This window comes from Arthrobacter sp. P1_B4 (assembly GCF_056406555.1).
The window spans coordinates 1-21,627 of record NZ_JBFTZW010000014.1 but is presented as its reverse complement, the minus strand read 5'-3'; the positions used below and the strand labels follow the sequence as shown (position 1 = coordinate 21,627).

Genomic DNA, 21,627 nt, shown 5'->3' with positions numbered 1-21,627 from the left:
TGGGGGTCAGTCGTTGCTCGGTCACTGGCGCATTGTCCCTGCAGGAGATGAACGGATGGTGTTGCCGTACGGCTTGGGGGACCGTGCAGCTTAGGGGACGAGGATGACTTTGCCGGTGGTGCGGCGCTGTTCAAGGTCCTCGTGGGCACGGGCCGCCTCGCCGAGAGGATAGCGTGCGCCGATCCTGACCTTGAGGCTGCCGTCGGCGGCGGCGGCAAAGACTTCGTCGGAGCGCCAGCGGCGTTCCCGGGCGTCGCGCAGGTAGTGGCCCATGGTGGGCCGCGTGAGGTACAGCGAGCCGCCGGCGTTGAGCCGCTGCGGGTCGAACGGCGGGACCGGGCCGGACGCTGCGCCGAAGAGGACCAGCATGCCCCGGATGCGCAGGGACGCCAGGGAGGCGTCGAAAGTGTCTTTTCCGACGCCGTCGTACACCACATCCGCGCCGGTGCCGTTGGTCAGATCCCGGACCCGGTCGGCGAAACCGTCGTAGCGCAGCACGTGGTCGGCGCCGGCTTCTCGGGCCAACTGCTCTTTCGCGTCTGTCGAAACGGTGGTGATGACATTGGCGCCCCTGGCCTTGAGCAACTGGATCATCAGGAGCCCCACGCCACCGGCGCCGGCGTGGAGCAGCACGGTGTGGCCGGACTCGACCTTGAAAGTTGAGTTGATCAGGTAGTGGGCCGTCACGCCCTGCAGCGGCAGCGCCGCGGCGGTGAAATCATCCAGGCCGTCGGGAACCGGGAGGGCCTTGTCCTCATCGACGAGTGCATAGCCGGCGTAGCAGTCAGCGCCCTCGGCCGTGGCCACCCGGTCACCGGGAGCAAACCCGGTGACGGCGTCGCCGACCTCCTCCACGGTGCCCGCGGCCTCGGAGCCGGGCGTGAAGGGGTAGCTGACCTTGTAGACGCCGCTGCGCTTGTAGGTGTCAATGAAGTTCACGCCCGCGGCCGCGACCTTGACCAGCAGCTGGCCGGGCCCGGGAACGGGTCGGGCTGTCTTGTCGAGTTCGAGGACCTCGGGGCCGCCGGCCTGGCGGGCGACGATTGCGTGCATCATGTGGCTCCTTTTCCGGGCGGGGAATTCTGTCCCGGTCCCTGGGTCCATCCTAGGGACACCGGGGGTAACCATGAAGGGGCCTTCCGTAACCAGCCGTCACGTGATGTTTGGGCCGACGTGGCCCGGAGGCGGCGGGTCCTGCGCGGCCGGCGGCGGTCCGTCCTTTAGTAGCGGCGGGTTACCGTTGCCATCGGGCATTCGAAGTGGCGGCCCGCGGCGAGTCCGACGTCGTTGAGGTAGCGGACAATGATGGCGTAGGACTGCATCAGCGTGGTTTCCGTGTACGGGACCTGGTGCTTGGCGCAGTACTCGCGGACGATCTTGGCGGCCTGGTGCAGCTGCGGGCGGGCCATGTCCGGGAAGAGGTGGTGTTCGGCCTGGCGGTTGAGGCCGCCGAGCAGGATGTCCATGAAGCGGCCGCCCGAGATGTTCCGGGACGTCAGGACCTGGCGGCTGAAGAAGTCCACCCGGCTGTCCGCCGGCAGCACCGGCATGCCCTTGTGGTTCGGCGCGAAGGACGCGCCCATATAGAAGCCGAACACGGCGAGTTGGACGCCGATGAAGGCGAACGCCATGCCCAGCGGCAGGAAGGTGAACGCGAGGACCGGCAGGAGGCTGAGCCGGACCGCGAGGATCGGGATTTCGACCCAGCGGTGCGTGACCTTGGCCCGGCGGACGATGAATTTCACGGAATCGATCTGCAGTCCCAGGCCCACCAGGAACAGGAGCGGGAAGAAGAACCAGCCCTGCTTGCGGGTCAGGAACGCGAGGCGTCCCTGACGGTCGGCTACGGCTTCGGGGTGGAAGGCGATGGGGCCGGGCGCGATGTCCGGGTCCTTGGAGATGACGTTCGGGTGGTTGTGGTGCGCGCCGTGCTTCTGCTCCCACCAGGAGTAGCTGATCCCGGCCACGGAGGTGGCGAGCAGGCGTGCTGCCCAGTCGTTGGCACGGCGGGACGCGAAGATCTGCCGGTGCCCGGCCTCGTGGGCGAGGAAACTCAACTGCGTGCAGATGATGCCGAGGGCGGCGGCGATCAGGAGCTGGAACCAGCTGTCACCGATCAGCGCGAACCCGAACCAGGTGGCGGCCATCAGGAGCACCAGGCTGGCGAACACTGTGATGTAGAACCCGACGCGCCGTTCGAGGAGGCCGGCCGTCTTCACGCTCTTGAGGAGTTCCGAATAGCTCAGGACGACGGCGTTGGGCTGCCGGACCCGCGATGGCGGCCGCGCCGGCGTTTCGGCGGGAAGGGTGGAAGTGGCGGTCATAGGGCGCTTGCCTCGTCACGGTTACGGGCAACGCTGCAGCTGACATTCGCAGCTGCACGGTCTGGATCACCCTTTACCAAGCATACGCCCCCGGGTTTCCGCGGCGGGCCGTTCGGGAGCTTTGGACACACGCCCATCGATGCATAAATATCGGCATCTATGCATACTCTTGCTGTATAGTCGTGCTTATGACTATTTCTGTTGCCGTTTCCGGGGCTAGCGGCTATGCCGGCGGCGAGGTCCTGCGGCTCCTCGCCGGTCATCCCGACGTCACCATCGGCGCCATCACGGCCCACAGCAACGCCGGTTCCAGACTAGGGGAATTGCAGCCGCATCTCCATGGCCTCGCGGACCGGATTCTCGAAGACACCACCGTGGATAACCTGGCCGGGCACGACGTCGTGTTCCTGGCGCTTCCGCACGGGGCATCCGGGGAGATCGCGGCGCAGCTGCCCGCCGGGACCCTGGTCATCGACGCCGGCGCGGACCACCGACTCGAGGACCCGGAGGCCTGGGAGAAGTTCTACGGGTCGGCCCACGCCGGAACCTGGCCCTACGGACTCCCGGAACTGCCCGGCCAGCGAGATGCCCTCCGTGGCGCCACCCGGATCGCCGTCCCCGGCTGCTACCCGACCTCGGCCCTGCTCGCCCTCACTCCCGGCTTCAGCAACCAGCTGCTGGAGGGCGACGACGTCGTGATCGTCTCCGCCTCCGGCACCTCAGGGGCCGGCAAAGCTGCCAAGGTCAACCTGATCGGCGCCGAAGTCATGGGCTCCATGAGCCCCTACGGGGTCGGCGGGGGACACCGGCACACCCCCGAGATCGAACAGGGACTCTCCAAGGCGCTGGGGTCCCCGGTCACCGTCTCCTTCACGCCCACGCTGGCACCGATGAGCCGCGGCATCCTCACCACGGCGACCGCCAGGGTCCGGCAGCAGCCAGGCCGCAGTGTCACTGCCGCGGACCTGCGTGCCGCCTGGGCCGAAGCCTACGACGACGAACCGTTCGTGCACCTGCTCCCCGAGGGGCAGTGGCCCTCCACGAAATCGGTCCAGGGATCGAACCACACGGTCATGCAGCTCTCCTTCGATGAGCACACCGGCCGCGTGATCGTGTGCTGTGCCATCGACAACCTCACCAAGGGGACCGCCGGCGGGGCCGTGCAGTCCATGAACCTAGCCCTCGGCCTGGCGGAAACCGCCGGCCTCAACCTCCAGGGAGTCGCACCGTGAGCATCACCGCACCGCAGGGATTCCGCGCCGCCGGCGTGACGGCCGGGCTCAAGGCTTCCGGGAAGCCGGATGTGGCCCTCGTGGTCAACGACGGCCCGTCCAGGGCCGCCGCGGGGGTCTTCACGTCCAACCGCGTGGCCGCGGCCCCCGTGCACTGGTCCCGCGAAGTGGTCAAGGACGGCCGCGTGGATGCCGTGATCCTCAATTCCGGCGGCGCCAACGCCTGCACCGGGCCCCAGGGGTTCCAGAACACGCACACCACTGCGGAGAAGACCGCCGAGGTCCTCGGCGTCTCCGCCACCGACGTCGTGGTCTGCTCCACCGGACTGATTGGCGAGCAGCTCCCCATGGAGAAAATCCTGGCCGGGATCGGTTCCGCCACCGCGGCCCTGGCCGCGGACGGCGGCCCCGCGGCGGCCACCGCGATCATGACCACGGATTCGGTGTCCAAGCAGGCCGTCTTCACCGGCACGGCCGCGGACGGCACGCAGTTCACCATCGGCGGCATGGCCAAGGGCGCCGGCATGCTGGCCCCGGGCCTGGCCACCATGCTGGTGGTCCTCACCACGGACGCCGACGTCCCGCCGGACGTGCTCGACGCCGAACTCCGCAACGCCACGCGGCTCACCTTCGACCGGGCGGACTCGGACGGCTGCATGTCCACCAACGACACCGTGGTGCTGCTCGCCTCCGGCGCCTCCGGTGCCACGCCGTCCGCCGCCGACTTCGGCACGGGCCTGACCCAGGTCTGCGCCGAGCTGGCCCGCAAACTGATCGGCGACGCCGAGGGCGCCAGCCACGACATCGCGATCCGGACGTTCAACGCCACGAGTGAGCGGGACGCAGAAGTCGTCAGCCGCGCCGTCGCCCGCTCCAACCTGTTCAAAACCGCGATCTTCGGCAAGGACCCCAACTGGGGCCGCGTGCTGTCCGCCGTCGGCACCACCGACGCGGCCTTCGAACCGGACCAGCTGAACGTATCCATGAACGGTGTGCAGATCTGCCGCAACGGCAGCATCGGCGATGACCGGAACCTCGTGGACCTCGAACCGCGCGAGGTCCTGGTCGAAATCGACCTGCAGGCCGGTAGAGCCGAGGCCACGATCCTCACCAACGACCTCACCCACGACTACGTCCACGAAAACAGCGCCTACTCCAGCTAATCCCCCCCCGGAGGGATGAACAGTAGGGACGAACAGAGGACGAACAGCATGAACACCCAGACCCGCGAGACCACCTCCCAGTCCGACGCCCGGGACAAAGCCGCCACGCTGATCGAGGCGCTGCCCTGGATCCAGCGCTTTGCCGGCAGCACCATGGTGATCAAGTACGGCGGCAATGCCATGGTCAATGACGAGCTCCGCCGCGCCTTCGCCGAGGACGTCGTGTTCCTGCACCACGTCGGCATCCACCCCGTGGTGGTGCATGGCGGCGGCCCGCAGATCAACGCCATGCTCAGCCGGCTCGGGATCGAATCCGAATTCAAGGGCGGGCTGCGCGTCACCACCCCCGAGGCCATGGATGTGGTCCGGATGGTCCTCACCGGCCAGGTGGGACGCGAACTCGTGGGCCTGATCAACTCCCACGGCCCGTACGCCGTCGGGATGTCCGGCGAAGACGGCGGCCTGCTCCGCGCCGTCCGCACCGGCACCGTGGTGGACGGCGAAGCGGTGGACCTCGGCCTGGTGGGCGAGGTGGTCGGGGTGAACCCGGAAGGGATTGTGGACATCCTCGCGGCCGGCCGGATTCCCGTGATCTCCACCGTCGCCCCGGAAATCCACGACGACGGATCCACCACCGGTCAGGTACTTAATGTGAACGCGGACACGGCGGCGGCCGCGGTCGCGTCGGCCCTGGGTGCCTCCAAGCTGGTCATCCTGACCGACGTCGAGGGCCTCTACGCCAACTGGCCGGACAGGTCATCGCTCATTTCGTCGCTGACGGCGTCGGAGCTGCGCGAGATGCTGCCGCGCCTCGAGTCCGGCATGATCCCGAAGATGGCGGCGTGCCTGAAGGCCATTGACGACGGCGTCGAGCGCGCCCACATCGTGGACGGCCGCCTGCCGCACTCGATGCTCCTGGAAACCTTTACGACCGCCGGCATCGGCACCCAGGTCGTCCCCGACGAGGAAGTGAACGCATAGTGAGCAGCACTGAACTGAGCCATTCCGCTGAAGGCCGCATCGCTGCGGAGGCCGCCGCAACCGCGCTCGTTGGTCAAACCAGTGGCGCGCAGTGGCTGTCCCGCTACTCGTCCTCCCTGCTGGGCGTCTTCGGCACCCCGCAGCGGGTCCTGGTCCGCGGCGCCGGCTGCCTCGTGTGGGACGCCGACGGCAAGGAATACCTGGACCTGCTCGGCGGCATCGCGGTGAACGCCCTCGGCCACGCCCACCCGTTCGTGACCTCGGTGATCTCCAGCCAGCTGGCCACCCTGGGCCACGTCTCGAACTTCTTCACGAGCCCCACCCAGATCGCCCTGGCCGAGAAGTTGCTGGAACTGTCCAAGGCCCCGGCCGGCTCCAAGGTGTTCTTCGCCAACTCCGGCACCGAAGCCGTCGAGGCGGCCTTCAAACTGGCGCGCCGTAACAGTGGCGCGAGCCAGTCCGCGGCCGCGGAGAATACTGTCGCGGAAAAAACAGCGAAGCCGCGCACCAAGATCATCGCGCTCGAAGGCGCCTTCCACGGGCGCACCATGGGTGCCCTCGCGCTGACCTCCAAGGAGGCCTACCGGGCGCCCTTCGCGCCGCTGCCCGGCGGCGTCGTGCATGTCCCGTTTGGTGACATCGAGGCCCTCCGCGCCGCCATTGATGAGACCACTGCCGCCGTCTTCCTCGAACCGATCCAGGGCGAGGCCGGCGTCCGGCCGCTGCCTGCCGGCTACCTCAAGGCGGCCCGCGAGGCCACGAGCGCGGCCGGCGCCCTGCTGATCCTCGACGAGGTCCAGACCGGCATCGGCCGCACCGGTAAGTGGCTGGCCAGCGAGGACGCCGGAATCGTGCCCGACGCCGTGACCCTCGCCAAGGGCCTGGGCGGCGGCTTCCCGGTCGGCGCGCTCGTCACGTTCGGCCCGGAAACGTCTGCCCTGCTGACCGCCGGCCAGCACGGGACGACATTCGGCGGCAACCCGGTGGCCACCGCCGCCGCCCTCGCCACCCTGCACGTCCTGGAAAACCAGGACATCCTGGCCCACGTCCGGAACCTGGGGGAGCATCTGCGCGCCGGCCTCGCCGGAATCGCCGGCGTGACAGAGGTCCGCGGCGAGGGGCTGCTGATCGGCTTCGACCTCGACGCCGACGTCGCCCCGGGCGTCGTGGCCGCCGGCCTCGACGCCGGGTTCATCGTCAACAGCCCGGGCCCGCGCACCATCCGGCTGGCGCCCCCGCTGATCCTGACCACCGAGCAGGCAGACCTTTTCCTGGCCGCCCTGCCGGCACTGCTCGAGACCGCCAAGACCAACGCTGCAAAGGACGCCAAGTGACCGCCGCCGTGACCGCCTCAGTGCCCACCCGCCACTTCCTCAAGGACACGGACCTCAGCCCGGCCGAACAGGCCGAGGTCCTCGAGCTCGCCGTCCGGATGAAGGCCGCGCCCTACAGCGTGCAGCCCTTCGCCGCGGACGGCAACGGCCGCCGGACGGTGGCCGTCATCTTCGACAAGACCTCCACCCGGACCAGGGTCTCCTTCGCCACCGGCATCGCGGACATGGGCGGCAACGCGCTCATCATCAACCCCGGCGAGGCGCAGATCGGGCACAAAGAATCGGTCGAGGATACCGCGAAGGTGCTCGAACGCATGGTCTCCACCATTGTGTGGCGCACCGGCGCGCATGCCGGGCTCGTCGCCATGGCCGAGAACTCCCGCGTTCCGGTCATCAACGCCCTGTGCGATGACTACCACCCATGCCAGCTCCTGGCCGATCTGCTGACGGTCAAGGAGCACAAAGGCTCGCTCCAGGGCCTGACCATGGCCTACCTGGGCGACTCGGCCAACAACATGGCCAACTCCTACCTGCTGGCCGGCGTGACGGCGGGCATGAACGTCCGCGTCGCCGGGCCGGAAGGCTACCTGCCGTCGCCGGAGATCATCGCCGCCGCCGAGGACCGTGCCGCGGAGACCGGCGGCTCGGTGCTGGTGACGGTTGACGCCGCCGAAGCGCTCCTGGGCGCCGACGTCGTCGCGACCGACACGTGGGTGTCCATGGGCCAGGAGGCGGAGAAGGAAGCGCGGATGAAGCTGTTCCGCGCCTATTCCGTGGATGCCGACGCGATGAAGCTCGCGGCGCCGGACGCCGTCGTGCTGCACTGCCTCCCGGCCTACCGGGGCTACGAGATCGCCGCGGACGTCATTGACGGCCCGCAGTCGGTGGTCTGGGACGAGGCCGAAAACCGGCTGCACGCGCAGAAGGCACTCATGGCCTGGCTCATGCACCGCTCCGGTCTGGCAGTGGTTGACGGTCTGGCGCCACTCGATGGGCCGGCACCGGTGGGCGGCCCGGCCTGATGTCCGTCCAGCCAGCCTCTCCTGGGGCCAGCCCGGCCACCAAGACAGCCCGGCAGGCGCGGATCACGGCGATTCTCACGGGCGAATCTGTCCGTTCCCAGGCCGAGCTCGCGGCGCTGCTCGCGGACGACGGCGTCCAGGTCACCCAGGCCACGCTGTCACGCGACCTCGTGGAACTCGGCGCCGTCCGGGTCCGCGGCAAGGACGGCGTGCTGGTCTACGCCGTCCCGGGGGAGGGCGGCGAACGGGCGGCCAAGAGCGGCGTCACCCAGGAAATCCTCGACGCCCGGCTGACCCGGTTGTGTGGGGAACTGCTCGTCACCGCCGAGGCCTCCGCCAACCTCGTGGTGCTTCGGACCCCGCCGGGCGCCGCGAACTTCCTGGCCCTCGCCATCGACCACTCCGTGATGCCCTCGATCCTGGGCACCATCGCTGGGGACGACACCGTCCTGCTTGTCACCCGGGACCCCCTGGGCGGCGCGGACATCGCCGCACGCTTCCTGCAGTTCGCCGAGGAAGCCGGCCAGTAAGCCACACCATGAGCCCTTCACAGGACCGGGCACCCGGGGTGTGTGACAGGCTTGCAACAGACAGATTTTTCCCAGACTTAAAGCATCACCAAACAACTAAGGAGCATTTCCGTGACTGAGCGTATTGTTCTGGCCTACTCCGGTGGCCTGGATACTTCCGTAGCCATCGGCTGGATCGGTGAAGCCACCGGCGCCGAGGTCATCGCCGTGGCGGTCGACGTCGGACAGGGCGGCGAATCGCTGGAGACCATCCGCCAGCGCGCGCTGGGCTGCGGCGCCGTCGAAGCCTACGTCGCCGACGCCAGCGACGAGTTCGCCAACGAGTACTGCGTGCCCACGCTGAAGGCCAACGCCCTCTACCAGGGCCACTACCCGCTGGTCTCGGCCATCTCCCGCCCGGTGATCGTCAAGCACCTGGTCAAGGCCGCCCGCGAATTCGGCGCCACCACCGTCGCCCACGGCTGCACCGGCAAGGGCAACGACCAGGTCCGCTTCGAAGTCGGCATCCAGACCCTCGGCCCGGACCTGAAGTGCATCGCCCCGGTCCGTGACCTCGCCCTGACCCGCGACAAGGCCATCGCCTTCGCCGAGGAAAAGGGACTGCCGATCGAGACCACCAAGAAGAACCCGTACTCGATCGACCAGAACGTCTGGGGCCGCGCCGTCGAAACCGGCTACCTCGAGGACATCTGGAACGCCCCCACCAAGGACATCTACGACTACACCGCCACCCCGGAATTCCCGCCGGCACCGGATGAGGTCACCATCTCCTTCGAGGCCGGCGTCCCGGTCGCGATCGACGGCGTCAAGGTCACCCCGCTGCAGGCCATCAAGGAACTCAACCGCCGCGCCGGCGCCCAGGGCGTGGGCCGGATCGACGTCGTCGAGGACCGCCTCGTGGGCATCAAGTCCCGCGAGATCTACGAGGCACCGGGCGCCATGGCGCTCATCACCGCGCACAAGCACCTCGAAGACATCACGATCGAGCGCGAGCAGGCCCGCTTCAAGGCGACCGTCGGCCAGCGCTGGGCCGAGCTGGTCTACGACGGCCAGTGGTTCTCGCCGCTCAAGCGCTCCCTCGACGCCTTCATCGAGGACACCCAGAAGTACGTCTCCGGTGACATCCGCATGGTGCTGCACGGCGGCCAGGCAATCGTCAACGGACGCCGCTCCGAGACCTCGCTCTACGACTTCGACCTTGCCACGTACGACACCGGCGACACGTTCGACCAGTCGATGGCGCGCGGCTTCATCGAGCTGTGGGGCATGTCCGCCAAGGTTGCCTCCGGCCGCGACATCCGCGTCGCAGGAGAGTAGCCCCTGTGGCTGAGTCGGAAACCACTAAGTCTGAGGCGACAAATACGGGAGCGCTGTGGGGCGGCCGGTTTGCCGGCGGCCCCGCGGACGCCCTCGCCGCGCTGAGCAAGTCCACGCACTTCGACTGGCGGCTGGCCCGCTACGACATCGCCGGGTCCAAGGCGCACGCCCGCGTGCTGCACAAGGCCGGGCTGCTGGACGACGCCGAACTCGACGGCATGCTGGCCGCCCTGACGCAGCTGGATGAGGACGTCGCCTCCGGCGCCTACCTGCCGGCCGAGTCCGATGAGGACGTGCACGGTTCGCTCGAGCGCGGCCTGATCGAACGCGCCGGTACCCAGCTCGGCGGCAAGCTCCGCGCCGGCCGGTCCCGCAACGACCAGGTGGCCACCCTGGGACGGATGTTCCTGCGCGATCACGCCCGGATCATCGCCCGCGGCGTGCTCGCCACGATTGACGCTCTCGTGGACCAGGCCAAGGCGCACCAGGGCGTGGCCATGCCTGGCCGCACCCACCTGCAGCACGCCCAGCCGGTCCTGCTCAGCCACCACCTGCTGGCCCACGCATGGGCGCTGCTGCGCGATGTGCAGCGGCTGGCCGACTGGGACAAGCGCGCCGGGGTTTCGCCCTACGGCTCCGGTGCCCTGGCGGGCTCCTCGCTCGGCCTGGACCCCGAGGCCGTCGCCGCGGACCTCGGCTTCTTCTCGGCGACGCACAACTCGATCGACGGCACCGCCTCCCGCGACGTCTTCGCCGAGTTCGCCTGGATCACGGCCATGATCGGCGTGGACCTGTCCCGGGTCTCGGAGGAAGTGATCCTGTGGGCCACGAAGGAGTTCTCCTTCGTCACCCTGCACGATTCCTACTCCACCGGCTCCTCGATCATGCCGCAGAAGAAGAACCCGGACGTGGCCGAACTCGCTCGCGGCAAGGCCGGCCGGCTGATCGGCAACCTGACCGGGCTGCTGGCCACCCTGAAGGGCCTGCCGCTCGCGTACAACCGCGATCTGCAGGAGGACAAGGAACCGGTCTTCGACGCCGCCGACACCCTGGAGGTCCTGCTCCCGGCAGTTTCCGGGATGATCGCGACGCTGAAGTTCAACACCGAACGGATGGAAGCGCTGGCTCCCCAGGGTTTCGCGCTGGCGACGGACATCGCCGAATGGCTGGTCCGCCAGGGTGTGCCGTTCCGCGAGGCGCACGAGCTCTCCGGCGCCGCGGTCAAGCAGGCCGAAAGCCGCGGCGTCGAGCTCTGGGACCTCACGGACGAGGAATACGCCGCCATCTCGGGGCACCTGACGCCGGAGGTCCGTACAGTCCTGTCCACCGAGGGTTCGCTCAACAGCCGGAACTCGCAGGGCGGCACCGCACCGGCCGCCGTCGAACGCCAGCTGCTGGCCCTCGAGGGCGAGCTCGCCGGCGTGCGGGAGTACGCCGGCTAGCCAGCACACGCGAGAGGGGCCACGCGGGCAGGGTTCCCTGGCCGAGCTTGCGAGGCKAGGGKGCCGGTGGGGAGTTCCGGCAGCGTCTCGGCCGACGCTCCTGCATTGCCTGCAGGAGCGTCGGCGGATTTCCTGCCAAAAGTGAGGGAGCGTTTGGCGTTTGCCGCCGAAAACTCCCCGCTAGCATTGCGACATGAGCGAATCGTTCCGCCAACTGCTGCRTGCCCTGCCAGACTTCCCGGAAGTGCTCCCGGACTTCGACCCGGGGGCGGCGCCCGCGGACCCCGCGGAGCTGTTCCGGCTGTGGCTGGACGAGGCCCTGGCGGCCGGGGTGCCGCAGCCCAATGCGTGCAGCCTGGCCACCGCCGATGAGCACGGCCGGCCGTCGTCGCGGATGCTGATCCTGAAGGACATCGACGCCGACGGCTGGCACTTCGCCACGTCCCGGAAATCCCGCAAGGGCAAGGAGCTCACGGCCAACCCGCACGCGGCGCTGAACTTCTTCTGGCAACACCAGGGCCGCCAGGTGCGGGTGGCCGGGGACGTCGTGGAGCTGTCCGCGGAAGCCTCGGCCGCCGACTGGCGGGCCCGGCCCGGCGCCGACGACGGCGAAAATGCAGACAATGAAAACACAGACTGGCAGCTCTACGCCATCCGGCCCCGCGAAATCGAATTCTGGCAGGCCCGGCACGACCGCCGGCATATCCGGCACCGCTACGCGCCCCGCTGACCGGGCAACGCTCAGTTAATCCGACTTAATCGGGTGGCTCGGTTTAGGATGGGCGCCATGACCTCAATCACACCAGATAACCTCCGGGCAGAACTGCACCGCGCCGCCGGAGTCGTGGCCGGAATCGCCGCGAAACTGACGGAGCAGGACATCAAAGCGCCGTCGGAACTGCCCGGCTGGAGCCGCGGGCACGTGCTGGCCCACATCTGCGGGATTGCCAACGCGATGGCCCGGCAGCTCGAATTTGCCGCCCGCGGCGAGGGTGTCGAACTCTATGACGGCGGCTTCGAGGGGCGGAACCGCGCCATCGAGATGGCGGCCGGCCACAGCCTCGGGCAGCACCGGGCCGACCTCGACGCAGCGTTGGACCGGGCCCTGCGCGCCTTCGACTCCCTCGACGCGGTCGGCTGGCGTGAGCCCATCACCTACCGCGGAGGAGTCGTGTTCGACGGCGGCCTGGCACTGTGGCGCGAACTCGTCATCCATGCCGCCGACCTCGGCACCGGCCACGGACCGGAAACCTGGAGCCGCCCGTTCTGCGGGCACCTTTTCGATTTCCTCTCCGCGCGGGTACCCGAGGGCCAGCGCTTCGTGCTGCAGCCGCTCGGCCTGCCCGCGGTGGCCATCGGAAGCGGCGGAACATCGACCGTGATCAACGGCATGCTCACGGACATCGCCGCGTGGCTCGCCGGCCGCAACCCCACCCTCGGCAGCCTGCGCGCCACCGCCGCGGCCGACGGCGTCGACCTTCCGAAGCTGCTGCCCTGGCCTGCCGGCGTTCCGGTCAACAACTGAGCCCGCCCGGGCCGGGCGGGCTACGGAATAAGGCTCAGGGCCGTGCCGTCGCGAGGGCTGCTTCGCGTTCCCGGTCCAACAGGCTGCCCTTGACGGCCAGCCCCCAGCGGAAGCCGCCCAGCGTTCCGTCGGTGCGGATGACGCGGTGGCAGGGAACAAACAGGGCCGCCGCATTGAAGGCGCAGGCACTGGCGGCCGCCCGGACGGCCTTGGCGTTGCCGGATAGCTCCGCGTACTCCGTGTAGGTCACCGGGCGCCCCGGCGCGACCGTGCGCAGCACGTCCCAGGCATGGCTGCGGAACGGCCCGGACTTCTGCAGCACCGGCACCCCCATGGCAGGCTCCGGATCGCCGGCATAGAACGCCTCCACGGCCTCGGAGATCTCGCCCAGCCCGGTGACGGTCTCGAATCCGGCCGGAAGCAGGTCAGCGTGGATCTGGCCGGTCAGCTCGCCGGGAACGGCGGTCCAGCCCGACGACAGGACAGCCCCGTCCCGGGCAATGATGGTGAACGGACCGTCCGGGGTGGACATGGTCAACAGCTGGGCTTTCATGGTTTCGCTTCCTTCGGAGTCTGCTTCGGAGTCTGCTTGTGGTTCTGCGTTGGAGCCTGCCTCGGCGGCAGGGACGGCTTGCGCGCCGCGGCCTGGGCAGCCGCTGCTGCGCGCCACAGGTGCATGGTGGCGTAAGAGCGCCAGGGGCTGACCTCACGGAAATCCGGGGCGAGGGTGGCGCCGTCGGGTATCTCGGCGAGTGAACGGATGCCATTGCGGACCGCGGCGTCGTTGGCCAGGAACACATCCGGCGCGCCGATGACCCGCATCGCGACGTATCCCACGGTCCACGGCCCGACGCCGGCCAGGGGCAGGAGTTTGGCCTCCAGCCCCTGCACGTCATCGCCGTAGCCGAAATCGAGGTCGCCCGAGGCCATCGCCGCCGCGGCGCCCCGGACAGCATCGATGCGCCGCTGCGGGCCGCGGAGCAGTTCGAAGCCGGTCCCGGCGATCTGTGCGGCCGTCGGGAACAGCCGGTGGAGGCCGTCATCGGGCACCAGGCTCGTGCTCCCGGCCGCGGAAAGCTGGACCAGGGCGGTCCGCGCGGCGGCCACGGTGATCTGTTGGCCGATCATCGCCCGGATCAGCAGTTCCTGCGGATCAACGGCGCCGGGCATCCGGATGCCCGGCGTGAGCGCCACCGCGGCGGCCAGCCGGGAGTCGGCCTCGAGGGCGGCATCGATGGCGACCGGATCGGCGTCCAGGTCCAGCAGCCGGCGGACCCTGCTCAACAGGGCGGCCAGATCCCGGAGGTCGACGGCGCCGATGGTCAGCACGAGCGGACGCCCGGCCGTGCCGGCGTCGTAATCCACCCGGAAGCGGGCATCGCCGTGCATCAGCCGCAGGGTCCGGGCGTAGGAAGTGGAGGTACCTTCCTCGATCCCGGGGATGGCGCGGACGGCCAGGAAATCAAAGACGCCCGGGTCGAACGGTTCGCGGTACGGAAGGTTGAGCGTGAGCGCTGTGGTGGCCGCGGGGGAGCGGTGATGCCTGGCTGTGGCCCGGAGCGCGGAAGGCGTCATCGCAAAGACCTCGCCGATGGTCTCGTTGAACTGGCGCACGCTGCTGAATCCGGCGGCGAAGGCGATGTCCGAGACTTTCATGGCGGTGGAGACCAGCAGGGTGCGGGCGGTCTGGGCGCGGCTGGCCCGCGCCAGGGACAGCGGGCCGGCACCGAGTTCGTGGCTGAGGATCCGGTTGAGCTGGCGCGAGGAGTATCCGAGCCGGGCCGCGAGCCCCTCGACGCCGTCGCGGTTGATCACGCCGTCATTGATGAGCCGCATGGCCCGGCCGGCGATATCGGAGCGCACGTTCCAGGCCGGCGTACCCGGCACGGCCTCGGGCAGGCAGCGTTTGCACGCACGGTAGCCGGCGTCGTGCGCCGCGGCGGACGTTTCATAGAACGTGACATTGTCCGCCTTGGGCGTCCGCGCGGGGCACGATGGCCGGCAATAGATGCCGGTGGTCCGGACAGCTGTGTAGAACTGCCCGTCGAATCGGGTGTCCCGGGCATCGATTGCCCGGTAGCGCTGCCAGAAGTCCATCACCCCATCCTGCCAGCTTCGCGGAGCAGCTGCTAGCGGAATTCGGACGCGGCCGTCCTCACCTTTGGCGGTGTTTGTTAAAGTCTGAGCATGACTTCCAGCCCGCTTCCTGCCGAGTCCGGCGCGGCCGTGTCCGTCCGCGAGCTGCTCTCGGCCGATGCCCGGCACGTGGCGCCGCTGATCCTCGGCGCGGTCCTGACGCACGACGGGCCCGGCGGATCCGTCTCGGTTCGGATTACCGAAGTGGAGGCATACCTGGGCCCGCATGATTCGCACCACCCTGACCCCGGGTCCCACACCTTCCGCGGCCAAACGGCCCGCAACGCCCCGATGTTCGGCCCGGCCGGCCACCTCTACGTGTATTTCACGTACGGGATGCACCATTGCGCCAATATCGTGTGCGGGCCCGAGGGCGTGGCGTCGGCGCTCCTGCTGCGGGCCGGCGAAGTGGTCGCGGGGCATGAACTGGCGAGGGCCAGGCGGCCGACGTCGAAATCGGATGTCGACCTCGCGAGCGGGCCTGCCCGGCTGGCGACCGCGCTGGGACTGACGACGGCGGACAGCGGGCGGGATGCCCTCGCGCCGCCGTTCCGGCTGGAACCGGCCGCGCACCCGCCGGAGGGGGTCGCCGCGGGCATCAGCTCCGGTCCGCGCGTCGGCGTCTCCGGCGACGGCGGCAGCCACGAGTACCCCTGGCGGTTCTGGCTCAGCGGCGACCCGACCGTCTCCCGCTACAAGGCGGCAAAGCCGGCAAAGGCGCCAGGCGCCCGCGGCGCGTGAGGCAGCGGGCACTGTGTGCGCCTCGTTCCCGCGCGCTGATGCCGGAGCGTGCGGTGGGGGATGATGGAGCATTATGGGCGAGGGGAAGCGCGGAAAACCGGGCAGCGAGCTTGAGCGGCTCCAGATCTTCGCGGAGCTGGCCGCCGAATACTTCCGCATGGTGGAACTGTTCACCCCCGACGGCGGGCAGGTCGCGGCGGACTCCGTCGAGGCAGAGCGCCGGCACTGGATTGAGCTCTTCCGCGCGGCCCTGCTGCGCAAATTCATCGTTCCCGAAGAACACGTTTCGCTCAAACTCGTGGTGCGGGCGCTGCGCCTGTGCAACTACTCGGCGGACTCCCGCCTGGCCCAGGGCGCAGCGGAAGCGGCCGGGATGTTCACCAACGGGATGATCCGGGACCGCGAGGCGCTGATGGCCGAAATCGCCCTGGCCGACCATGACTTGTTCGAGGACGTCCTCTATGGACGGCTCCTTCACGGTGACGCCGACAGGTTCCGCCGGTCCGGATGGGCCGGGGACTACGCCCGGCTGAGCCGCGTGGCGGCCGGGCGGTTCGACGCCGAGCGCGCGCTCCGAAAAGCGCTGAACATCGTCAACTACGGGCTTGCCAACGGACTCCTGCGCCCGCCGGAACCGGACTCCGTGCCTCCAGATGCCGTGCCCCCAGATGCCGGGCCTCCCGTTCATCCGGACGCCTTGCCGCCACCGGCAGGGGATTAGGGGTTCCAAGTTGCTGCGGAGCTGCCCAGTGAATAGTCGGCGCCGACGGCGAAGGGGGCGAGCCGGCGCCGCAGGTCCTCGCGCACGTGCGGCCACTCCTGCGAGAGGATCGAGAAGACGGCGGTGTCCGCTCGTCCCCCGCCTGGCGCCGCGCGGTGGCCGCGGAGGACCCCCTCGAATTGTGCGCCGAGCCGTTCGATCGCCGTCGCACTCCTGGTGTTGCGGGCGTCGCAGCGGAAAGCCACCCGGTCAACTTCCAGTACCTCATAGGCGTAGGCGAGGAGCATGTGCTTGCTCGCCGGATTGACGTGGCTGCCCCAGAATTGCCGCCTGTAGAATGTTCCGCCGATTTCCAGGCGTTGCTGGTCCGGAACGTAGTCGCGGAGGGACGTCGTGCCCAGCAGGGCGCCGGTGCGCCCGTCCGTGACTGCGAACGGGATGGTGGCGGGATCCTCCAGCCGTGACCGGAACAGCGCCGCCAGTTCGAGGGCAGTCGCAGGCATCGGTGCCGCCATGCCTGCCCACATGCCGGCGTCCACAAAATCGAAGAGGCCCGCCGCATGGTGCGGGGCCAGCGGAACCAGCCGAACCCCATGGCCGGAGAGGACGATTTCGTGTCGCATTCGAGCATTCAATCACCGGCGGGATGGACAGGAGCGGCGAATCCGGCACCGACAGCGTGAACATTGGATGGCCGGTGGGTTGCCGCGGGCCGCCGGGACGGGAGGCCCGGGAAGCTTCCGGCTACCAGCCAGTAAGGTGGATGGGTGAATCAAAGCGACCCGAACCAGACGACGACTGCAATGCCGGTGGATGAGCTGATCAAGAGCCTGTGCGCCACTATCCCGGACTATCCCAAACCCGGCGTCAGCTTCAAGGACCTGACCCCGGTCTTCGCCGACGGTGCCGCCTTCGGGGCCGTCGTCGATGCCCTGGTGGGACCTTTCCAGGGCCAGTTCGACGCCGTCGCCGGAGTGGAGGCCCGCGGCTTCCTGCTCGCGGCGGCCGCCGCCTACGCCACCGGGACCGGGGTCATCACGGTCCGCAAGGCCGGCAAGCTTCCGCGCGAGGTGTTCTCCGAGGACTACGCCCTGGAGTACGGCACCGCCACCCTTGAGCTGCACACCACGGACCTGGCGCCGGGGAGCCGGGTGCTGATCCTCGACGACGTGCTCGCCACGGGCGGCACGCTCGGCGCCGCGGCGCGGCTCTTCGAGCGGTGCGGGATCCACGTGGCAGGCATCGGTGTGGTCATGGAACTCGACGATCTTGGCGGCCGCACAGCCCTGACCGGCCACAACGTCCGGTCCCTGTTGCGGATTTAGCGGGCCTGCCGGGCTGGACCATCCGGGCCGTGTCGGTAGAATTCCCTGACGAAGACTGCCTTGGCATCGTTCGGCGACATGCAACAGCCGTGCCGCCGAAATGGCTGTAGAATGGTGGGTCTGTCTTTTTCGATAGGGGAACGTTCGATGCACGACGCTGATTTGGCCCATGAACGCGACTATGTGGCCGGACTTTACGCCCGGCTCGATGAGTTGCGGGCGGAGAAGCGCACCCAGCTGGCCCAGGTGCGCCGGGCCGGTGCCGTGGGCACCATGCAGAACGTTTCCGAACGTGATGCCTTCGCCGCCCTCTACGAGGACCGCCTCGCCCAGCTCGACGCCGTCGATGACCGGCTCGTGTTCGGCCGCCTGGACCTGGATTCCGGGGAGGCCCAGTACATCGGCCGCATCGGCCTGACCACCGAGGACCTGCAGCGGCTCATGGTGGACTGGCGTGCGCCCGAGGCCGGCCATTTCTACCAGGCCACGGCATTCGACCGGCAGGGCGTCCGCCGCCGCCGTCACCTGATCCTGCAGGGCCGCGAGGTCAAGGCAATCGAGGATGACGTGCTCGACGCCGACATGCTCGCCGACAACGATTCGCTACAGGGCGAGGGTGCCCTGCTGGCTGCCCTGAACTCCAAGCGGACGGGCCGGATGTCAGACATCGTCGGCACCATCCAGTCCGAGCAGGACCGGATCATCCGTTCCTCCATCTCCGGCGCCCTCGTGGTCCAGGGTGGCCCGGGCACGGGCAAGACCGCTGTCGCCCTGCACCGCGCCGCGTACCTGCTCTACACGCACCGGGACCGGCTCAAGAGCGCCGGCGTCCTGCTGGTGGGGCCGACGTCGTCCTTCATGAAGTACATCGAACGCGTGCTGCCCTCGCTCGGCGAGACCGGCGTCGTCATGGCGAGTCTGGGCCGGCTGATGCCCGGCATCACCGCCGTTGCCGAGCCGGACTCCGCCGTCGCCGCCATCAAGGGCCGGCTCGACATGGCCGAGGTGGTCGCCAACGCCGTGGCCAACCGGCAGCGCATTCCGGCCGGAAACCGGACCCTTGAGGTGGACGGCCGCAAACTGGTCCTCACGCCCAGGCAGGTCCGCCGCGCCAAGGAGAGGGCGCGCGCCACGGGCAAAGCGCACAACGAGGCCCGCGTCTCCTTCGTCAAGATCCTGCTCCGCGAATTGACCGAGCAGATGACGGAGCTGGTGGAGGCAGGCAACATCGGCAACAACGCCGACCGCTCCTACCTGGCCGAGGATGTCCGCTCGGCCCGGGATGTCCGGATCGCCCTGAACCTGTGCTGGATGCCGATGACCCCGGAGAAACTCGTGGGGGAGCTGCTCAGCAAGCCGGCCATCCTCGAGGCATGCACCCCGAACCTCAGCCCGGAAGAACGCGCACTGCTGCTCCGTCCGGCCGATTCGCCCTGGACCGAGTCCGACGTTCCGCTGCTGGACGAGGCTGCCGAATTGCTCGGCGAACTTGATGCCGCCGCCGGGCGCGGCCTGGCGCAGCAGGAACAGGACCGGGCCCGCGACCTGGCCAACGCCAAGCAGACCCTGGTCAACATGGAAACCGCCGGCGTGGACGTCCTTGTCACGGCCGAAGACCTGGTGGATCAGAACCAGGAGCGTGAGACGCGGCTGACCGCTGCAGAGCGTGCCACCACGGACCGTTCCTGGGCCTTCGGGCACATTGTGGTGGACGAAGCGCAGGAGCTGTCACCCATGCAGTGGCGGCTGCTGGTCCGACGCTGCCCGCTGAAGTCCTTTACGATCGTGGGCGACATCGCGCAGACCAGTTCTGTTGCCGGCGCCAACTCCTGGCACAGCGCGCTGGGCCCCATGTTCGGCGACCGCTGGCAGCTCGAGGAGCTGACCGTCAACTACCGCACCCCGTCCCAGATCGCCGAGGCCGCCGCCCGCATGGCGACCGCGGCAGGACTTGTGGTTTCGGCGCCCAAGGCCGTGCGGGAAGGGCGATGGTCCCCGGTCATCGACAAAGTCGGCCAGGGCCAGATCGTCAGCAAGCTCGTCGAGGTGCTTCCGGAGGAACTGGACGCCATCGAGGGCGGCCTGCTGGCGGTCATCGCCGACGGCGGCCTTCTCCCTGAGGCCAGCGCGGCACTGCGGGCCGTGTACGGCCACCGGGTCGGGACGGGCGCCGGGAGTTATGCGCAGGACATCGTGGTGATCAGTCCCCGCGAGGCGAAGGGGCTGGAATTCGACGGCGTCGTGGTCCTGGAACCGACGGACATGCTCAATCACGAGCACGGCCGGGTGGGTGACCTGTACGTGGCCATGACCCGGCCCACCCAGCGCCTGCGGCTCATCGCCGCCGCCGGAGTCCCGGCAGGCATCGAGGAGTAGGCCGGGCCGGCAGGCGTCACCTGCGCTGCCGCCCGGTTGATCCTGCTAACTTAGATTCCGTGTCCCAGCTAAATATTCTCGATGCCCAGCAGAACGATCCCAGCTTTGCCAATATCTGGCAGGAGCTGAAATGGCGCGGCCTTGTCCACGTCTCCACGGATGAGGCGGAGCTCGAAAAGCTCCTCGCCGGCGACCCCGTGACGTATTACTGCGGCTTCGATCCGACCGCGCCGAGCCTGCACCTGGGCAACCTGGTCCAGCTGCTGCTCATGCGCCGGATCCAGCTGGCCGGCCACAAGCCGCTCGGACTGGTGGGCGGCTCCACGGGCTTGATCGGTGATCCGCGTCCGACGGCGGAACGCACCCTGAACACCAAGGACACCGTGTCCGAGTGGGTGGGCTACCTTCAGGCCCAGGTCCGTAGGTTCCTGAACTTCGAGGGCGACAACGCAGCCCGGATGGTCAACAACCTGGACTGGACGGCGCCCCTGAGCGCCATCGACTTCCTGCGCGAGATCGGCAAGCACTACCGTGTCGGCACGATGCTCCGTAAGGACGCCGTCGCCTCCCGCCTCAGTTCCGACGAAGGCATCAGCTACACGGAGTTCAGCTACCAGATCCTGCAGGGCATGGACTACCTGCAGTTGTTCCGCGACTACGGTTGCATGCTGCAGACCGGCGGCTCGGATCAGTGGGGCAACCTCACCAGTGGCACCGAGCTCATCCGCAAGGTTGAGGGCAAACACGTCCACGCCCTGGGAACGCCGCTCATCACCAACTCTGACGGCACCAAGTTCGGCAAGAGCGAGGGCAACGCGATCTGGCTGGATCCAACCATGTGCAGCCCTTACGCGTTCTACCAGTTCTGGCTCAACACGGCGGACGCCGACGTCGCGGACCGACTCAAAGTGTTCACCTTCCTGAGCCGCGCCGAGATTGAGGAACTGGAGCTCGCGATCGCCGAACGGCCCTTCGCCCGCGAGGGCCAGCGAAAGCTGGCCTACGAGGTGACTTCGCTCGTCCATGGCGTGGACGCCACCGAGAAGGTCATTGCGGCTTCCGCCGCGGTGTTCGGCAACGGCGACCTCTCCGTACTGGACGAAGCGACACTGAAGGCGGCGACCTCCGAGCTGCCCTCCGCCACGGTTGACGCCGGCGCCCTGGGCATCATCGAGCTGCTGGTCGCCTCCGGTCTGTCTGAGAGCAAGTCCGCCGCACGCCGCACTGTGGGGGAGGGCGGCGCCTACGTCAACAATGCGAAGGTGTCTGACCCCGACGCCGTTATTGCGGCCAGCGAGTTGCTGCACGGGCGCTACCTGCTTCTGCGCCGGGGCAAGAAGAACCTGGCAACGGTGGAAGTCGCAGCGTCCTGACCAGTACGGGATCCTGACCAGTACCGGATCCTGACCAGTACCGGATCCTGACCGGTACCGAAAACGCACCTGCACGCTCCTTCCC

General features: G+C 68.8%; 20 protein-coding genes. 15 read left to right on the top strand and 5 right to left on the bottom strand.

The window, feature by feature from the left end; translation table 11 throughout:
* Positions 1 to 90: 90 nt before the first annotated feature.
* Together AC1D1W_RS08240 and AC1D1W_RS08235 are read right to left on the bottom strand one after the other, a co-directional pair.
* A complete protein-coding gene (locus tag AC1D1W_RS08240) occupies positions 91 to 1,056 on the bottom strand; it encodes a quinone oxidoreductase family protein (protein WP_028277261.1) in 966 nt (321 codons plus the stop codon).
* Between the two features lie 164 nt (positions 1,057 to 1,220).
* Positions 1,221 to 2,324, bottom strand: a complete 1,104-nt coding sequence (locus AC1D1W_RS08235; protein ID WP_028277262.1) for a fatty acid desaturase family protein — start codon at positions 2,322 to 2,324, stop codon at positions 1,221 to 1,223.
* A 188-nt stretch (positions 2,325 to 2,512) separates the two neighbouring features.
* Here AC1D1W_RS08235 and argC point away from each other — a divergent pair, with 188 nt between their 5' ends.
* From argC to AC1D1W_RS08185, 10 genes are all read left to right on the top strand, one after another.
* Positions 2,513 to 3,556: an N-acetyl-gamma-glutamyl-phosphate reductase gene (argC, locus tag AC1D1W_RS08230; protein ID WP_476943406.1), complete on the top strand. Its 1,044-nt coding sequence runs from the start codon at positions 2,513 to 2,515 to the stop codon at positions 3,554 to 3,556.
* On the top strand, positions 3,553 to 4,719 hold the full coding sequence (argJ, locus tag AC1D1W_RS08225) for a bifunctional glutamate N-acetyltransferase/amino-acid acetyltransferase ArgJ (RefSeq protein ID WP_476943405.1): 1,167 nt from the start codon (positions 3,553 to 3,555) through the stop codon (positions 4,717 to 4,719). The genes argC and argJ overlap by 4 nt, the downstream gene beginning before the upstream one ends.
* A 48-nt stretch (positions 4,720 to 4,767) precedes the next feature.
* Entirely contained in the window at positions 4,768 to 5,700 is a 933-nt protein-coding gene (gene argB / locus AC1D1W_RS08220) for an acetylglutamate kinase (RefSeq protein WP_243181788.1), read from the top strand.
* A 38-nt stretch (positions 5,701 to 5,738) separates the two neighbouring features.
* Complete coding sequence (locus AC1D1W_RS08215; RefSeq protein ID WP_476943421.1) at positions 5,739 to 7,034, top strand: acetylornithine transaminase; 1,296 nt, start codon at positions 5,739 to 5,741, stop codon at positions 7,032 to 7,034.
* Entirely contained in the window at positions 7,031 to 8,056 is a 1,026-nt protein-coding gene (gene argF, locus AC1D1W_RS08210; protein ID WP_439954148.1) for an ornithine carbamoyltransferase, read from the top strand. Before AC1D1W_RS08215 ends, argF begins: the two co-directional genes overlap by 4 nt.
* Positions 8,056 to 8,586 carry an arginine repressor gene (locus tag AC1D1W_RS08205; protein WP_079551248.1) on the top strand — a complete coding sequence of 177 codons (531 nt, stop codon included), beginning with the start codon at positions 8,056 to 8,058 and terminating at the stop codon, positions 8,584 to 8,586. Before argF ends, AC1D1W_RS08205 begins: the two co-directional genes overlap by 1 nt.
* A gap of 111 nt (positions 8,587 to 8,697) precedes the next feature.
* A complete protein-coding gene (locus AC1D1W_RS08200; protein ID WP_028277269.1) occupies positions 8,698 to 9,903 on the top strand; it encodes an argininosuccinate synthase in 1,206 nt (401 codons plus the stop codon).
* A 5-nt stretch (positions 9,904 to 9,908) separates the two neighbouring features.
* A complete protein-coding gene (gene argH, locus AC1D1W_RS08195) occupies positions 9,909 to 11,345 on the top strand; it encodes an argininosuccinate lyase (protein WP_028277270.1) in 1,437 nt (478 codons plus the stop codon).
* A gap of 193 nt (positions 11,346 to 11,538) precedes the next feature.
* Positions 11,539 to 12,075 (top strand): pyridoxine/pyridoxamine 5'-phosphate oxidase, encoded by a 537-nt coding sequence (locus tag AC1D1W_RS08190; RefSeq protein ID WP_476943404.1) that lies wholly within the window; start codon positions 11,539 to 11,541, stop codon positions 12,073 to 12,075.
* A gap of 57 nt (positions 12,076 to 12,132) precedes the next feature.
* Positions 12,133 to 12,870: a maleylpyruvate isomerase family mycothiol-dependent enzyme gene (locus AC1D1W_RS08185; protein WP_476943403.1), complete on the top strand. Its 738-nt coding sequence runs from the start codon at positions 12,133 to 12,135 to the stop codon at positions 12,868 to 12,870.
* A gap of 34 nt (positions 12,871 to 12,904) precedes the next feature.
* On the opposite strand, the gene AC1D1W_RS08180 is transcribed toward AC1D1W_RS08185, so the two are convergent.
* Together AC1D1W_RS08180 and AC1D1W_RS08175 are read right to left on the bottom strand one after the other, a co-directional pair.
* Positions 12,905 to 13,423 (bottom strand): methylated-DNA--[protein]-cysteine S-methyltransferase, encoded by a 519-nt coding sequence (locus tag AC1D1W_RS08180; protein ID WP_243181791.1) that lies wholly within the window; start codon positions 13,421 to 13,423, stop codon positions 12,905 to 12,907.
* Positions 13,420 to 14,967, bottom strand: a complete 1,548-nt coding sequence (locus tag AC1D1W_RS08175; protein ID WP_476943402.1) for an AlkA N-terminal domain-containing protein — start codon at positions 14,965 to 14,967, stop codon at positions 13,420 to 13,422. Before AC1D1W_RS08175 ends, AC1D1W_RS08180 begins: the two co-directional genes overlap by 4 nt.
* A gap of 90 nt (positions 14,968 to 15,057) precedes the next feature.
* Between AC1D1W_RS08175 and AC1D1W_RS08170 the strand changes: the two genes are divergently transcribed.
* Positions 15,058 to 15,747, top strand: coding sequence for a DNA-3-methyladenine glycosylase (locus AC1D1W_RS08170; RefSeq protein ID WP_028277275.1), 690 nt, complete (start codon positions 15,058 to 15,060; stop codon positions 15,745 to 15,747).
* Between the two features lie 73 nt (positions 15,748 to 15,820).
* Positions 15,821 to 16,468, top strand: a complete 648-nt coding sequence (locus AC1D1W_RS08165; RefSeq protein WP_476943401.1) for a hypothetical protein — start codon at positions 15,821 to 15,823, stop codon at positions 16,466 to 16,468.
* Here AC1D1W_RS08165 and AC1D1W_RS08160 read toward each other — a convergent pair.
* Complete coding sequence (locus AC1D1W_RS08160) at positions 16,465 to 17,091, bottom strand: GNAT family N-acetyltransferase (RefSeq protein ID WP_243181795.1); 627 nt, start codon at positions 17,089 to 17,091, stop codon at positions 16,465 to 16,467. The genes AC1D1W_RS08165 and AC1D1W_RS08160 overlap by 4 nt on opposite strands.
* A gap of 180 nt (positions 17,092 to 17,271) precedes the next feature.
* Here AC1D1W_RS08160 and AC1D1W_RS08155 point away from each other — a divergent pair, with 180 nt between their 5' ends.
* From AC1D1W_RS08155 to tyrS, 3 genes are all read left to right on the top strand, one after another.
* Positions 17,272 to 17,793 carry an adenine phosphoribosyltransferase gene (locus AC1D1W_RS08155; protein ID WP_243181808.1) on the top strand — a complete coding sequence of 174 codons (522 nt, stop codon included), beginning with the start codon at positions 17,272 to 17,274 and terminating at the stop codon, positions 17,791 to 17,793.
* A 147-nt stretch (positions 17,794 to 17,940) separates the two neighbouring features.
* Complete coding sequence (locus AC1D1W_RS08150; RefSeq protein WP_476943400.1) at positions 17,941 to 20,169, top strand: HelD family protein; 2,229 nt, start codon at positions 17,941 to 17,943, stop codon at positions 20,167 to 20,169.
* 59 nt (positions 20,170 to 20,228) lie between these two features.
* Positions 20,229 to 21,542 carry a tyrosine--tRNA ligase gene (gene tyrS, locus AC1D1W_RS08145; protein ID WP_243181797.1) on the top strand — a complete coding sequence of 438 codons (1,314 nt, stop codon included), beginning with the start codon at positions 20,229 to 20,231 and terminating at the stop codon, positions 21,540 to 21,542.
* Positions 21,543 to 21,627 lie beyond the last annotated feature (85 nt).